Origin of the sequence: Oceanicella actignis (assembly GCF_900111545.1) — a bacterium.
GTDB lineage: Bacteria > Pseudomonadota > Alphaproteobacteria > Rhodobacterales > Rhodobacteraceae > Oceanicella > Oceanicella actignis.
On the sequence record NZ_FOHL01000005.1, the window covers coordinates 208787 to 222321 of the forward strand.

Genomic DNA, 13535 nt, shown 5'->3' on the forward strand with positions numbered 1-13535 from the left:
AGGGGCGCGCGCCGCGCCAGCCCCCGCCGCGGCGCAAGGGCGGCCGCGAGCTCAGCGGCGCGGCTTGCGCCCCTTGCGCGGCCGTTCTCCGGGGCGGCCCGCGGTCGAGCGTCCGCGCGCCGGCGCGGCGGCGGCCAGCTCTGCGGGGCGAATCATCGGATCGGCGCCGACCGCCAGCTCGACCGCCTCGAGGCGCTTGATCTCGTCGCGCAGGCGGGCGGCCTCTTCGAACTCCAGATTCTCGGCCGCCTGCATCATCTGCTTGCGCAGCTCGGCGATGTGCGCGGCCAGATTCGCGCCCGGGCGCGGCGCGTCCACCGTCGCGGTCACGCGGGCCATGTCGGCATCGCCCTCCCACAGGCCTTCGAGCACGTCGTCGACGTTCTTGCGGATGGTGGCCGGGGTGATGCCATGCGCCTCGTTGTAGGCGATCTGCTTGGCGCGGCGGCGGTCGGTCTCGGCGATGGCGCGCTCCATCGAGCCGGTGACGCGGTCGGCATACATGATGACCCGGCCCTCGACGTTGCGCGCGGCGCGGCCGATGGTCTGGATCAGCGAGGTTTCCGAGCGCAGGAAGCCCTCCTTGTCGGCGTCGAGGATGGCGACCAGCGCCACCTCGGGAATGTCCAGCCCCTCGCGCAGAAGGTTGATGCCGACCAGCACGTCGAACGCCCCCAGGCGCAGGTCGCGGATGATCTCGATGCGCTCGATGGTGTCGATGTCCGAGTGCATGTAGCGCACGCGCACGCCCTGCTCGTGCAGGTATTCGGTCAGGTCCTCGGCCATGCGCTTGGTCAGCGTGGTGCACAGCACGCGCCCGCCCCTGGCGATCACGGCGCGCGCTTCGTCCAGCAGATCGTCGACCTGGGTCTCGGCGGGGCGCACCTCGATGCGCGGATCGACGAGGCCGGTGGGGCGGATCACCTGTTCGACGAAGACGCCGCCCGTGCGCGCCAGCTCCCACGGGCCGGGGGTGGCGGACACGAACACCGATTGCGGGCGCATGGCGTCCCACTCCTCGAACTTGAGCGGGCGGTTGTCCATGCACGAGGGCAGGCGGAAGCCGTGCTCGGCCAGCGTCGCCTTGCGCCGGTAGTCGCCCTTGTACATCGCGCCCAGCTGCGGGATCGTGACATGGCTTTCGTCGGCGAAGACGATGGCGTTGTCGGGGATGTATTCGAACAGGGTCGGCGGCGGCTCGCCGGGGGCGCGGCCGGTCAGGTAGCGCGAGTAGTTCTCGATGCCGGGGCACACGCCCGTGGCCTCGAGCATCTCGAGGTCGAAATTCGTGCGCTGCTCGAGCCGCTGCGCCTCGAGCAGCTTGCCCTCGGCGACGAACTGGTCGAGGCGCCGGCGCAGCTCTTCGCGAATGCCCTTGATCGCCTGCTGCATGGTCGGGCGCGGCGTGACGTAGTGCGAGTTGGCGTAGATTCGCACCTTTTGCAGCTGGCCCGTGCGCTGCCCCGTCAGGGGGTCGAACTCCTGGATCGATTCGAGCTCTTCGCCGAAGAACGAGAAGCGCCACGCGCGGTCCTCGAGATGCGCGGGCCACAGCTCGAGCGAATCGCCGCGCACGCGAAAGGCGCCGCGCTGGAAGGCGGCGTCGTTGCGCTTGTATTGCTGGGCGGTCAGCTCGCGCATGACGGCGCGCATGTCATAGGCGCCGCCGACCTCGAGATCCTGGGTCATGGCGCCGTAGGTCTCGACCGCGCCGATGCCGTAGATGCAGCTGACCGAAGCGACGATGATGACGTCGTCGCGCTCGAGCAGGGCGCGCGTGGCCGAGTGGCGCATGCGGTCGATCTGCTCGTTGATCTGCGATTCCTTCTCGATGAAGGTGTCCGTGCGGGGCACGTAGGCCTCGGGCTGGTAGTAGTCGTAATAGGATACGAAATACTCTACGGCATTGTTCGGAAAGAACTTCCTGAATTCGCCGTAAAGTTGCGCGGCCAGGGTCTTGTTGGGCGCCAGGATGATGGCCGGGCGCTGCGTGGCCTCGATGACCTTGGCCATGGTGAAGGTCTTGCCCGTGCCCGTCGCGCCCAGAAGAACCTGGTCGCGCTCGCCGCGCTCGATGCCCTCGACCAGTTCGGCGATGGCGGCGGGCTGGTCTCCGGCGGGCGAGAACTCGGTCTCCATGACCAGCCGGACGCCGCCCTCGAGCTTTTCGCGATTTTTAGCGGAACTGGCCTTCAAGGGCGAAATTTCCGGCATGCGTTTACGCTCCATCAACCATTTTCCCCGATGTTGGCCTTGTCGCAGGGTTAATCAACCTCGGCGGCGCTGGCAGCCCTCGAATGGGGCGTAACTGGGGATGAAGAACCCGTACATGAATTTCCTGCGGTCGAACTCCACAAAGTGGGTTTCAGCCTAGGCTTGGATCGCAGGAAGGATCGCCGGCCGGACGCGGCATCACCCACCCCACCCCTCGCTCCCAAGCGTTCGGTCGGCGATCAACCTTTTCCCGTCATCCGGCTCCCGTCCTCGGGGCAGGCCTCGCGCCTTGCCCAGCCATGGCCCCCGGTGGCATAAGGCGCGCGTCCGCAAGCTGATCGGAGCAACGCCATGATCGCGCGAATCTACCGTCCCGCACGCAACGCCATGCAGTCCGGCGTGGCCAACACCCGCAAGTGGGTGCTGGAGTTCGCGCCGTCCGAACCCAAGCGGCCCGACCCGCTGATGGGCTGGACCGGATCGGGCGACACGCTGGGGCAGGTGCGCCTGACCTTCGACACCCGCGAGGCCGCGGTGGAATACGCCGAGCGGCACGGGCTCGAGTATCAGGTCGAGACCCCGAAGCCCCGCCGCCCCAACATCCGCCCGCGCGGCTACGGGTCGAACTTCGCCCATGACCGCCGCATGCCCTGGACGCACTGACGCCCCTCAGCCGCGCCGGATCCAGCCTCCGCCCAGCACGCGAGAGCCTTCGGGCGCGTAGAAGACGCAGGCCTGCCCCGGCGCGACGCCCTCTTCGGGCGACAGCAGCTCGACCTCGGCCCGGTCCGGGCCGAGGGGGCGCAGGCGGGCGGGGGCGGGCTCGCGCGTCGAGCGCACGCGCGCCAGGATCTCCCACCCTTCCTCGGGCGCGGCCTCGAGCGGCGCATCGCCCAGCCAGTTGATCTCGGCCACCGGCACGATGCGCGTGGCCAGCGCCTCGCGCGGGCCGACGACGACGCGGCGCGTCTCGGGCTCGAGGCGGATGACATGCAGCGGCTCGCCCGTCGCCACGCCAAGGCCGCGGCGCTGGCCGACGGTGTAGCGGATCAGCCCCTCGTGCCGGCCCAGAACGCGCCCGTCCAGATGCACGATCTCGCCCGGCTCGGCGGCGCCCGGGCGCAGCTTCTCGATCACCTCGGCGTAGCGGCCGTTGGGAACGAAGCAGATGTCCTGGCTGTCGGGCTTGTCGGCCACGGTCAGCCCGAACTCGGCCGCCAGCGCGCGCGTCTGCGCCTTCGAGGTCAGCCCGCCGAGGGGAAAGCGCAGCCAGGCCAGCTGCTCGCGCGTGGTGGCGAACAGGAAATAGCTCTGATCGCGGCGCGGGTCGGCCGCGCGGTGCAGCTCGGGGCCGCTGGGGCCGTCCTGGCGGCGGATGTAGTGGCCGGTGGCCATGCAGTCGGCGCCCAGCTCCCTGGCGGTGTCCAGCAGGTCGCGGAACTTGACGCGCTCGTTGCAGCGCACGCAGGGGATGGGTGTTGCGCCGGCGAGATAGCTGTCGGCGAATTCGTCCATCACCGCCTCGCGAAAGCGATTCTCATAGTCCAGGACGTAGTGCGGAAAGCCCATGGTCTCGGCCACGCGGCGCGCGTCGTGAATGTCGCGCCCGGCGCAGCAGGCGCCCTTGCGCGCCAGCGCGGCGCCATGGTCGTAGAGCTGCAGCGTCACGCCGACCACGTCATAGCCCTCGCGCGCCAGCATGGCGGCGACGACCGAGCTGTCGACCCCGCCGGACATGGCGACCACCACGCGCGTCTGCGCGGGCGGCTTGGCGATTCCCAGGCTGTTGATGCGCGCGTCGGTCATGGCCGCTCCTGTCGCTGGTTGGGGGGCATATAGGGCCGGGCCGCCCGGCGCGGCAAGTCGGCTAAAATTCGAAAATCCCGCATTTGCAGGTTTCACCGCCTCTTAAGCAGCCGCTTCTAGCGTCGTTCTCGGGTGAGTGAAACAGAGTGAGGGAGCGTCATGCATTCCGAACGCAATGAACGCCCGATCAGCGTGATCGGGCCGGACGGCCGTCCTTTGACCAAAGACGACCTGCCGCCCCCCGACACGCGGCGCTGGGTGGCGCGGCGCAAGGCGGCGGTGGTGGCCGCGGTCAATGGCGGGCTGCTGTCCGAGGAGGATGCCTGCCGCATGTATGATCTGTCGGAGGAGGAGCTGGACAGCTGGCGCACCGCCGTCGCCCGTCACGGCATCAATGCGCTGCGCACGACGGCGTTGCAAAGATACAGGTCGCCTAGAGGTTGAGTTGAAGGCTTAACTCGCGTTAAGGTGGTAACGGTTCGTTCACCATTCTTGCAGATTCTGGGATCGCCGGAGATTCGAGAATTTGCCGAGGAGCCTGACATGCGAGTTCTGCTTATCGAGGACGATCACTCCATGGCCCAGAGCATCGAGTTGATGCTGAGGAACGCCAACCTCAACGTCTACTCGACCGATCTGGGCGAGGAGGGGATCGACCTCGCCAAACTCTACGACTACGACCTGATCCTGCTGGACCTCAACCTGCCGGACATGAGCGGGTATGAGGTCCTGCGCAAGCTGCGGCTGGCCAAGGTGGACACGCCGATCCTGATCCTCTCGGGCCTTGATGAGACCGAGAACAAGATCAAGGGCTTCGGATTCGGCGCGGACGACTATCTGACCAAGCCCTTCAACCGCGAGGAGCTGATCGCGCGCATCCACGCCATCGTGCGCCGCTCGAAAGGGCACGCGCAGTCGGTGATCGAGACGGGCAAGCTGCGGGTGAATCTGGACGCCAAGACGGTCGAGGTGGACGGCCAGCCCGTGCATCTGACGGGCAAGGAGTATCAGATGCTCGAGCTGCTGAGCCTGCGCAAGGGCACCACCCTGACCAAGGAGATGTTCCTCAACCATCTTTACGGCGGCATGGACGAGCCCGAGCTCAAGATCATCGACGTGTTCATCTGCAAGCTGCGCAAGAAGCTGTCGGCCGCCACCGGGGGCGAGAACTACATCGACACCGTGTGGGGCAGGGGCTACGTGCTGCGCGATCCCGCTCCGGCCGAAGAGCCGAAGATGGCGATGCGCGCCTGACCCGGACCGGCGCAGGGCCTGGCAGAACGCCGGCCGCTCCGGCTCCTCGGGTCGGCGCTTGACGGCCTTGCGGCAAGCGCGCAAACAGCTCCCGTTCGAACGGGAGCACGCTCATGCACGAAGACGATCCGCGCGCGGCGCCCAACGCCGGCGACGACCTGTCCGGCGTGCCGGTCGAGGCGCTCGACCGCGACTCCGCCGCGCGCGAGCTCGAGAGGCTCGCGAAGCTGATCGCGCGCCACGACATCGCCTATTACCAGCGCGCCGAGCCAGAGATCACCGACGCCGAATATGACGCGCTCAAGGCGCGCAACCGCGCGATCGAGGCGCGCTTTCCCGATCTCGTGCGCCCCGACAGCCCGTCGCTGCGCGTCGGCGCGCCGCCGGCCGAGGGCTTCGCCAAGGTCCGGCATGCGATCCCCATGCTCTCGCTCGCGAACGCGTTCGACGACGAGGATCTGCGGCGCTTCGTCGCCGGCGTGCGCCGCTTTCTCGGCATGACCGAGGAAGAGCCGCTCGATTTCACCTCCGAACCCAAGATCGACGGCCTTTCGCTGTCCATTCTCTACGAGAATGGCGTGATGACCCGGGCCGCAACGCGCGGCGACGGCGAAACCGGCGAGGACGTCACCGCCAACGCGCGCACGATCGGCGACCTTCCGAAAAGGCTTTCCGACGCGCCCGCCAGGCTTGAAGTGCGCGGCGAGGTCTACATGCGCCACGAAGACTTCGCCGAACTCAACCGCCGCCAGCAGCAGGCCGGGCTCAAGCCTTTCGCCAATCCGCGCAATGCGGCGGCCGGATCATTGCGCCAGCTCGACGCGAGGGTGACCGCGCAGCGTCCCCTCAGGTTCTTCGCCTACGGGTGGGGCGAGCTGTCCGAACCGCTTGCGCAGACCCAGTTCGATTCGATGCAGCGTCTGGCGGCCATGGGTTTTCCCGTCAATCCGTTGATGCGCCGCCTGAACGATGTCGAGGAAATGCTCGCCCATTACCGGTTGATCGAGTCGCAGCGCGCATTGCTGGGCTATGACATCGACGGCGTCGTTCACAAGGTCGACCGTCTCGATCTGCAGGCCCGCCTCGGCGCGCGGGCCAACGCCCCCCGCTGGGCCATTGCGCACAAGTTTCCCGCGCAGACCGCGACGACGATCCTCGAGGCGATCGAGATCCAGGTCGGACGGACCGGCGCGCTGGCGCCCGTCGCGCGGCTTCGGCCGGTGACGGTGGGCGGCGTCGTGGTGTCGAGCGCGACGCTTCACAACGAGGATTACATTCGCGGCGTGGGGGCCGACGGGCGCCCGATCCGCGGCGGCAAGGATCTGCGCGTTGGCGACACGGTGGTCGTCTACCGGGCGGGCGACGTGATTCCCCAGATCCTCGATGTGGACTTGTCCAAAAGGCCGCCCGATGCGCGCCCCTTCGTCTTTCCGACCGTGTGCCCCGAATGCGGCTCGGCCGCCGTGCGCGAGCCGGGCGAGGCCGTGCGCCGGTGCACGGGGGGGCTGGTCTGTCCGGCGCAGCGGGTCGAAAGGCTGAAGCATTTCGTCTCGCGCGAGGCGTTCGACATCGAGGGGCTCGGCGCCAAGCAGATCGAGGCGCTGCACGAGGCGGGGTGGATCCGCGAGCCCGCCGACATCTTCGCGCTGCGGCGGCGCTACGGGCCCGGTCAGCCGCAGCAGCTCGCCAACAGGCCCGGCTGGGGCGAAAGATCGGCCCGGAAGCTTTTCGACGCGATCGACGAGCGCCGCCGCATTCCGCTGGACCGCTTCATCTACGCGCTGGGCATCCGGCATGTCGGAGAGGTGACGGCGCGGACCCTGGCGCGCTTTTACGGGTCCTGGCGCGCATTCGAGCAGGCGATGCGCGCCGCCGCCGCCATGGAGGGCCCGGCATGGGAGCAGCTGCTGGCCATCGACGGCATCGGACCAGTCGTTGCGCGATCCGTGGCCGAATTCTTCGCCGAAGAGCACAACCTTGCGGCCTTGCAGCGCCTCTTGGCCGAGGTCGAGATCCTGGACGTCGAGGCGCCCGCGGCGGCGAGTCCGGTGGCGGGCAAGACCGTGGTGTTCACCGGCACGCTTGCTCGCATGACCCGCGCAGAGGCGAAGGCGCGCGCCGAGGCGCTCGGCGCGAAGGTCTCGGGCTCGGTCTCGTCGCGGACCGATTTCGTGGTCGCCGGCGAGGACGCCGGCTCGAAGCTGCGCAAGGCTCAGGAGCTGGGCGTGCGGATACTGTCCGAGGACGAATGGCTCGAGATGATCGGGGGCTGAGGCGCGACCTCACGCGCGCGAGTCCCTGATGCTGCCTTGTTCGTTCAGCGCCACCTTGTCGCCCGCCGCGGTGTATGCGCCAAGCTCGCGGCGCGCGGCGCGCGCCTTGTCCAGCCAGGCGCGCGCCTGGCGGATCCCTTCGCGATACGCCTCCAACGTGGCGAGACTGCGCGCGGCCGCGTCGCGCAACGCGCCAAGGCTTGCTGCATCGGGCGGCGCGCCGTTCTCGAGCGCCTGAGCGAGCGGCGTCTTTTGCGCCTGCAACGCGGCGAAAGCGGCCAGATCGCCCGCCAACAGGGCCTCGCGCTCCTGGCGGAACAGCTCGGTCAGCCTGCGGGCGGCGCCGGAAGGGGTCATGCTCATCGCGCGGCTTCCTTTCTCTTGAGCGATTCGAACAGGCTCTCGGCCAGACCTATGCCGCCCCGTCTGGCCAGAAGGCGGGCTTGTTCCTGCGTCAGGAGGCTTGAGAAGGCCTCTTCGCCGGCGCCGCCCCCCATGGTTTCGAGCGGTTTTCCAAGGCCGGCATAGGTCAGCATCTGCGCCAGAAAGGTCGCTTCAAGCTCCTGGGCGACCGCGCGCAGGCGGGCGTCGCGCGAATCGGTCGCCGGCATCGGGGGCGGCGCGAGGCGGCCGGGCTGGATCTGCATGGGCGTCTCCTTTCGCCGCCGATCTTCGCGCGACTCGGTAAATGATTGGTAAGGCTTCGCGCCGATGATCGTGCCAGTTCCCATCGCAGCCATGAGGCCCAGGATGATCGTCGCCCCCGCCACGCAGACCGAGTCGCTTGCGCCTGCGGCCGCGCCTTCGCCGCGTCGGGGAGAATCGCCCGCGCCCGAAGCGGACTTCGCCGCCGCGTTCCGGGCCGGCCTGGGCGAAAGGAGCATCGCGACGGCGACCGTCAAGGCGCCGCCGATGGCCGCTGGCGCGTCGATGCCGCCGGACGGCGGCGAAGAGGGGGATGAGGCGGAGCCGGAAGGCGCGCCCCGACCCGATTTTGCCATGTCCCTGCCCGATGATGCGCTTGGAAGGGTGGCGGAACTTCCGCAATCTTCGGCGCCGGTTCGGGACGGCGCGGCAAGCGAGTCGCGCGATTCTCGCGAACCGACGGCGGAGCGAGACGATGCGCCGCCCGCGCCCGGTCACGCGCCTGAAGTCGTGACGTCCGGGCCTCGGACGTCGATTGTCGAGAGCCCCCAGTCGGCCCCCCACGGCCCGGGCTCGGACCAGAACGGCGCCGAGACCGCCGCGCTCGCGGCCGCCGACTTGGCGTTCCCTCGCGTGGCGAAGCCTGACGAGGCGGGCGATTCAGCCGCTTCCGAGCGTGCCGGCAGCGTCGACAAGATCGGCGCCGAAGCGCCCGAGAAGGGTGAGGCGAAGAAGCGGGTTTCGAATGGCGCCGGGCAGGGGGGGGAGGCTGCGACGCCTCCGCTCGCGAATGCATTCCCGACATCGGCCGATCCGGCGCAGACCCTTGGCGCGCCGCCCGGCGGACCGGCAGAGCCTGCCGCGCCGCCGGAGGTCATCTCCGTGGAACAGACCGATCAGACCGCCCCTCCGGCGCGTCCGACCGTCGGGCAGGGGGCGGAGCCGCCCTTGGCTCTCGGCTCCGCCGAGGCGTTGCGCCAAGGGCGCGAGATCGCAGACCGCGATGCGGCCGAAGCCGAGGGGAAGGCGGAGGCCGACGGTCCCGATGTCTTGCAGCCCGCTGCGCGGGCCGAGCGCGCCGAGCGGTTTCACGCCGCCGCGCCGCCTGCGCATGGTCCGGATCGGGCGTCCGCCGGGCACGTCATCCGGCAGCTGACCGAAGCGGTGTCGCGATCCGACGATGGGGCGGTCGAGGTGCGGCTCGATCCGCCCGAGCTCGGCCGGGTTCGGATCACCATGAGCGCCGTCGACGGGACCATGAACGCGCATGTTTCGGCAGACAGGCCCGAGGCCCTTGACCTTATGCGCAGGCATGCAGAGCAGCTCTCGGCCGAGCTTGCGCGCCTGGGCCATGCGCGGGTGGATCTGTCCTTCTCGTCGGGCGGAGGGCAGCCTGGCCGTCCGCGCGGGCATGACGCGTTTTTCAGCGAGGCCGCGTCCGACCCGGCCGAGCCGCCCGCCTTGCGCCGCGTCTTCGTGACCGGCCTCGACATGCGAGTGTAACGAAAGGAATCGCGCGACATGGAAGTGAATTCAGCAACGACTGCGGCGGCGGCGTCGGCGGGCGCCCGCAACAGCGACTCCGCACGACAGATCGCGTCCGACTTCGACACCTTTCTTCAGCTGCTGACGACGCAGATGCGGAACCAGGATCCGCTCAACCCGACCGATTCGACCGAGTTCGTCGCGCAGCTGGCCAATTTTTCGGGCGTCGAGCAGCAGGTGAAGACCAACGAGCAGCTCGAGTCGATCAGGAGCATGCTTGCGGCAAGCGCCTCGGGCGCGGTGCAATGGATCGGGAAGGAGGTGCAGGCCCCGACTTTCGCCCGCTTCGACGGCGCCCCGATCGAGGTCGCCTTCGACGCGGGGGCGCCGGCCCAATCGGCGCAGATGGTCGTCTATGACGAATCGGACCGCGAGGTGGCGCGCATGGCCGTCGATCCCGCGTCTTCGACGGTGATATGGGATGGCACGATCGACGGTCAGCCGGCGCCCGAGGGCCTGTATCGTTTCGAACAGCTGCGCAGCGGAGAGGATGGTCTGGAGCGCGCCGAGCCTGGCCGCGTGTTCGCGCTGGTGCAGGAGGTGAGGCTTTCGGGCGGCGAGGCGCTTCTGGTGCTTGAAAACGGTCGAACCGTGAGCGAGGCCGAGGTCGCCGCCGTGCGCGCGCCCTCGTGAATTCCGCGCGAACAGGGGTCTTGCGAACGACCCTTGCTCGATATATAGCCGTGCCCATCGCCGGGGTCCGCCCCGAGCGGGTCGGAGTGTAGCTCAGCCTGGTAGAGCACTGTCTTCGGGAGGCAGGGGCCGGTGGTTCGAATCCACTCACTCCGACCATCAACTTCCCTCAAGCTGCATCAAGGAAGCCGCGTGAGTGCGCCGTCGGCGCTTGTCGTCCCGTCGGGCGCCGCAGAGCCTTCGCCGTGACCGCGGGCGCGTGCATCGCGCCAGGATGGGGGCAAGTGCAGTCGGGACCGGGGGCGTCGTCGACGCGGGCCGAAAGCGCTCGAGCCGCCGGCGACGGCGAGCGGGTTCCCGGACGGGTTCGCCGGACGGGGGCGGCGCGGGATCCTTTCGTGCCAACCATCGACGCCCCTTCGCCGCGGCGGTTTCGAGCGGTTTGCCGTCGCCCCGGCCGCAGGCGGCCCCGATGCGGGGATGCCTGCGGGGCGCGGAGGGCGTCATCTCGCCATGGGCCGTGGCGCGATTTCGTCTGCCACACGCGACGGCCCGGATCGCCCGGTCCGGCGGCGGTCGAAGCGCGCGGCGTCGAAATCCGCCGCCGCGCCAGGACGTGAGGCGGGCGGATCAGCCTGCCTCGGGCGTTCGCGCCAATGCCGCGTCAATGGCCTGGCGCACCAATGGATTTGGGAAGCGCCGCCGCAGGGTGACGGCGTGGAACGTCTCGCTCAGCCCGTCCAGGCGCGCAAGTTCGGCCAGCCGGCCCGAGGCCAGCTCGTCCCGCACCACGATCGGCGGAATCACCGCCAGGCCCGCGCCCGAGCGCGCCAGAAGGCGCAGCATCGCCATGTCGTCGGCTTCGGCGGCGATGCGCGGCGCGATGGACAGCGCGTCGAGCAGCGCGTCGAAGCCCGCGCGAAGGGCGTCTTCGGCCGTGGGCAGGATCAGCGGCTCGTTCTCGAGCAGGTCGCGCAGCTCGCGCCCCGCCAGGGCGGGCGGTCCGATCAGGCTGACGGGCTGCTCGGCGATGCGGTGCACGATATGGCGGCTGGCGGCGTCCTGCGCGGGCGGGCGGTTGGTCAGCACCACGTCAAGCGCCAGCGCCTCGAGCGCGGCCAGAAGCTGCGCCTGCGGTCCCGAGCGCAGCACCACCTCGACGTCTGGGCGCGACAGGAAGGGCGCGATGAACGCGATCTGGAAGTTGCGCGACAGCGTCGAGAGCGCGCCGACGCGCAGCGCCTGCCGCGGGGCGCCGCGTTCGCGCAAGGTGGCCACCAGGTCCTCGGCTGTGCGGAAGATCGCCTCGGCGTGATCGAGGGCGATGCGCCCGGCCTCGGTCAGGACCAGGCCGCGGCCGCGCCGCTCGAACAGCTCCTGGCCCAGCGCCGCCTCGAGCGTGCGGATCTGCGTCGACAGCGCCGATTGCGACAGGTTCAGCCGTCGCGCCGCGCCGGTCAGCGTGCCCTCGCGCGCGACCGCGCGGAACAGGCGCAGGTGATGCAGGTTCAGCATGTCGAACGTTCCATCAGATAGAATGATTTCCGCAAAAATATGTAATTTTGTCGAACAGGGCCAGCGGCTATCACCACTCCGCTTCTCTTGGCAGCAGACGGAGTTCGGTCATGACGGCTTTCCCGCTCGCTCCCGCGCAGCTGGCCCCGTTGGTTCTTGCGATCGCCGCCGCGGCGATGATGACGCGCCCCGGCCGCAGGCCGCCGGCGGCGCGCTGGCTGCCTCAGGCGGCCAGTCTTGCGGCGTTGGCGCTGGCCCTTGGCGGGGCGGCGCTGGCGGGGGCGGATGAAGGGGGCGGGCCGATGCGCGCCGACGCGATCGGCGCGACCATGGCGACGCTGGTCGCCTTCATCGGATGGATCGTGACGCGCTACGCGGCGCGCTACATGGATGGCGAGCCGCGCGAGGGGCTGTTTCACGCGCTCATGCTGGCCACCCTGGCGGCCGTGCTGGTTCTGGCGCAGGCGGCGCATCTTGCGCTGCTGGCGGCGGCCTTCGCGGCGACGGGCCTCTTGCTGCGCCAGCTTCTGCTTTTCTATCCCGAGCGGCCGGCGGCGCGCCGCGCGGCGGCCAAGTTCGCGCTGGTCTGGCATGCGGGCGACGCGGCGCTGATCCTGGCCGCCGCGATCCTGTGGGCCGCGCATGGGGTGGGCGACATGGCGGCGTTGCGCGCGCTGATCGGCGAAGCCGGGCCGGGGGCGGCCGATCATGTCGCGGCGGCGCTGGTGGTGCTGGCGGCGCTGCTCAAGACGGCGGCCTTTCCCGCGCATGGCTGGCTGACCGAGGTGATGGAGGCGCCGACGCCGGTTTCGGCCCTGCTGCATGCGGGCGTCGTCAACGCCGGCGGAGTTCTGCTGATCCGGCTGGCCGATCTGGTGCAGGCCAGCCCCGCGGCGATGGCGGCGCTGGCTTTCATGGGCGGCTTGACGGCGTTGTTCGGCGCCGTGGTCATGCTTGCGCAAAGCGCGGTCAAGACGGCGCTGGCCTGGTCGACGGTGGGGCAGATGGGCTTCATGCTGCTGCAATGCGGGCTGGGGCTGTGGCCCCTGGCGCTGCTGCACATCATCGCCCACGGGCTTTACAAGAGCCATGCCTTCCTGACCGCGGGCATGGCCGTGGCCGAAGTGCGCGCCGCGCGCAAGCCCGGTCCCGTCGCGGCTCCGGGCTGGGGGGCGGTGGCGCGCGCCTTTGCGTTGTCGCTGGCGCTTTACGCGGCCATGGCGGGGCTGTTCATGGCCATCGCCGGGCCCAAATCGCCGCAGGCGCTGGCGCTTGGCGCGATGCTGGTCTTCGGCGTGGCCTATCTGGTGGCGCAGGGTCTGGCCGATGCGGCGCCGCGGGCGCTGACCTGGCGCACGGCGCTGGCCTCGGCCGGCGCGGCTGCGGCGTATTTCGGCTTCCAGCTGGGCGCGCAGGCGCTGTGGGGGGCGCATCTGCCCGCGCCGCCCGATCCAGGGCCGCTGGAATGGGCGCTGATCGTGCTGGCGGTCGGCTCGTTCGGGCTGGTGGCGCTGGCGCAGGCGCTGTTCCCGCTCTGGGCGCATCATCCGGCCGCCGCGGGCCTGCGGGTGCATGTCGCCAACGGCTTTTACCTGAACGCGCTGCTCGACAAGGCGATCGGCGGCTTTCGGACCATGAAGGCGAAGTGAG

The 13535-nt window shown here is 69.8% G+C and carries 12 protein-coding genes and 1 tRNA gene; 8 read left to right on the top strand and 5 right to left on the bottom strand.

Annotated features, from left to right (window positions below; all coding sequences use genetic code 11):
* Positions 1 to 51 precede the first annotated feature (51 nt).
* Positions 52 to 2214 carry an excinuclease ABC subunit UvrB gene (gene uvrB / locus BMW67_RS09975; RefSeq protein ID WP_072747384.1) on the bottom strand — a complete coding sequence of 721 codons (2163 nt, stop codon included), beginning with the start codon at positions 2212 to 2214 and terminating at the stop codon, positions 52 to 54.
* Positions 2215 to 2565: 351 nt separating this feature from the next.
* Here uvrB and BMW67_RS09980 point away from each other — a divergent pair, with 351 nt between their 5' ends.
* Positions 2566 to 2877, top strand: coding sequence for an ETC complex I subunit (locus tag BMW67_RS09980; protein ID WP_072747385.1), 312 nt, complete (start codon positions 2566 to 2568; stop codon positions 2875 to 2877).
* A gap of 6 nt (positions 2878 to 2883) precedes the next feature.
* On the opposite strand, the gene mnmA is transcribed toward BMW67_RS09980, so the two are convergent.
* The gene (gene mnmA / locus BMW67_RS09985) at positions 2884 to 4020 is read right to left on the bottom strand and encodes a tRNA 2-thiouridine(34) synthase MnmA (RefSeq protein WP_072747386.1); all 1137 of its coding nucleotides are present in this window, start codon (positions 4018 to 4020) and stop codon (positions 2884 to 2886) included.
* A gap of 159 nt (positions 4021 to 4179) precedes the next feature.
* Between mnmA and sciP the strand changes: the two genes are divergently transcribed.
* The 3 genes from sciP (at position 4180) to ligA (ending at position 7547) form a co-directional block, all read left to right on the top strand.
* Positions 4180 to 4464, top strand: coding sequence for a CtrA inhibitor SciP (gene sciP, locus BMW67_RS09990; RefSeq protein WP_072747387.1), 285 nt, complete (start codon positions 4180 to 4182; stop codon positions 4462 to 4464).
* 99 nt (positions 4465 to 4563) lie between these two features.
* Complete coding sequence (gene ctrA / locus BMW67_RS09995) at positions 4564 to 5274, top strand: response regulator transcription factor CtrA (protein WP_072747388.1); 711 nt, start codon at positions 4564 to 4566, stop codon at positions 5272 to 5274.
* Between the two features lie 113 nt (positions 5275 to 5387).
* Positions 5388 to 7547 carry an NAD-dependent DNA ligase LigA gene (gene ligA, locus BMW67_RS10000; RefSeq protein WP_072747389.1) on the top strand — a complete coding sequence of 720 codons (2160 nt, stop codon included), beginning with the start codon at positions 5388 to 5390 and terminating at the stop codon, positions 7545 to 7547.
* A 9-nt stretch (positions 7548 to 7556) separates the two neighbouring features.
* On the opposite strand, the gene BMW67_RS10005 is transcribed toward ligA, so the two are convergent.
* Both BMW67_RS10005 and BMW67_RS10010 read right to left on the bottom strand, forming a co-directional pair.
* Positions 7557 to 7910 carry a hypothetical protein gene (locus tag BMW67_RS10005; RefSeq protein WP_072747390.1) on the bottom strand — a complete coding sequence of 118 codons (354 nt, stop codon included), beginning with the start codon at positions 7908 to 7910 and terminating at the stop codon, positions 7557 to 7559.
* On the bottom strand, positions 7907 to 8194 hold the full coding sequence (locus BMW67_RS10010; RefSeq protein ID WP_072747391.1) for a rod-binding protein: 288 nt from the start codon (positions 8192 to 8194) through the stop codon (positions 7907 to 7909). Before BMW67_RS10010 ends, BMW67_RS10005 begins: the two co-directional genes overlap by 4 nt.
* A gap of 103 nt (positions 8195 to 8297) precedes the next feature.
* Here BMW67_RS10010 and BMW67_RS10015 point away from each other — a divergent pair, with 103 nt between their 5' ends.
* From BMW67_RS10015 to BMW67_RS10025, 3 genes are all read left to right on the top strand, one after another.
* Positions 8298 to 9695: a flagellar hook-length control protein FliK gene (locus BMW67_RS10015; protein WP_125459024.1), complete on the top strand. Its 1398-nt coding sequence runs from the start codon at positions 8298 to 8300 to the stop codon at positions 9693 to 9695.
* Positions 9696 to 9713: 18 nt separating this feature from the next.
* Positions 9714 to 10370 (top strand): flagellar hook capping FlgD N-terminal domain-containing protein, encoded by a 657-nt coding sequence (locus BMW67_RS10020; RefSeq protein ID WP_072747393.1) that lies wholly within the window; start codon positions 9714 to 9716, stop codon positions 10368 to 10370.
* Positions 10371 to 10452: 82 nt separating this feature from the next.
* Positions 10453 to 10529: transfer RNA gene (locus tag BMW67_RS10025), tRNA-Pro, on the top strand.
* 471 nt (positions 10530 to 11000) lie between these two features.
* Here the strand turns inward: BMW67_RS10025 and BMW67_RS10030 are convergent.
* Positions 11001 to 11885, bottom strand: a complete 885-nt coding sequence (locus BMW67_RS10030; protein ID WP_072747394.1) for a LysR family transcriptional regulator — start codon at positions 11883 to 11885, stop codon at positions 11001 to 11003.
* A gap of 110 nt (positions 11886 to 11995) precedes the next feature.
* Between BMW67_RS10030 and BMW67_RS10035 the strand changes: the two genes are divergently transcribed.
* Entirely contained in the window at positions 11996 to 13534 is a 1539-nt protein-coding gene (locus BMW67_RS10035) for a proton-conducting transporter transmembrane domain-containing protein (RefSeq protein ID WP_072747395.1), read from the top strand.
* Position 13535: the final 1 nt, after the last annotated feature.

What these genes read in the sequence shown, in the direction of transcription:
- sciP (WP_072747387.1), top strand. Translation starts at nt 4,180, where the DNA reads ATGCATTCCGAACGCAATGAACGCCCGATCAGCGTGATCGGGCCGGAC.
- ligA (WP_072747389.1), top strand. Translation starts at nt 5,388, where the DNA reads ATGCACGAAGACGATCCGCGCGCGGCGCCCAACGCCGGCGACGACCTG.
- BMW67_RS10030 (WP_072747394.1), bottom strand. Translation starts at nt 11,885, where the DNA reads ATGCTGAACCTGCATCACCTGCGCCTGTTCCGCGCGGTCGCGCGCGAG.
- BMW67_RS10015 (WP_125459024.1), top strand. Translation starts at nt 8,298, where the DNA reads ATGATCGTCGCCCCCGCCACGCAGACCGAGTCGCTTGCGCCTGCGGCC.
- BMW67_RS10010 (WP_072747391.1), bottom strand. Translation starts at nt 8,194, where the DNA reads ATGCAGATCCAGCCCGGCCGCCTCGCGCCGCCCCCGATGCCGGCGACC.
- BMW67_RS09980 (WP_072747385.1), top strand. Translation starts at nt 2,566, where the DNA reads ATGATCGCGCGAATCTACCGTCCCGCACGCAACGCCATGCAGTCCGGC.
- uvrB (WP_072747384.1), bottom strand. Translation starts at nt 2,214, where the DNA reads ATGCCGGAAATTTCGCCCTTGAAGGCCAGTTCCGCTAAAAATCGCGAA.
- BMW67_RS10035 (WP_072747395.1), top strand. Translation starts at nt 11,996, where the DNA reads ATGACGGCTTTCCCGCTCGCTCCCGCGCAGCTGGCCCCGTTGGTTCTT.
- ctrA (WP_072747388.1), top strand. Translation starts at nt 4,564, where the DNA reads ATGCGAGTTCTGCTTATCGAGGACGATCACTCCATGGCCCAGAGCATC.
- mnmA (WP_072747386.1), bottom strand. Translation starts at nt 4,020, where the DNA reads ATGACCGACGCGCGCATCAACAGCCTGGGAATCGCCAAGCCGCCCGCG.
- BMW67_RS10020 (WP_072747393.1), top strand. Translation starts at nt 9,714, where the DNA reads ATGGAAGTGAATTCAGCAACGACTGCGGCGGCGGCGTCGGCGGGCGCC.
- BMW67_RS10005 (WP_072747390.1), bottom strand. Translation starts at nt 7,910, where the DNA reads ATGAGCATGACCCCTTCCGGCGCCGCCCGCAGGCTGACCGAGCTGTTC.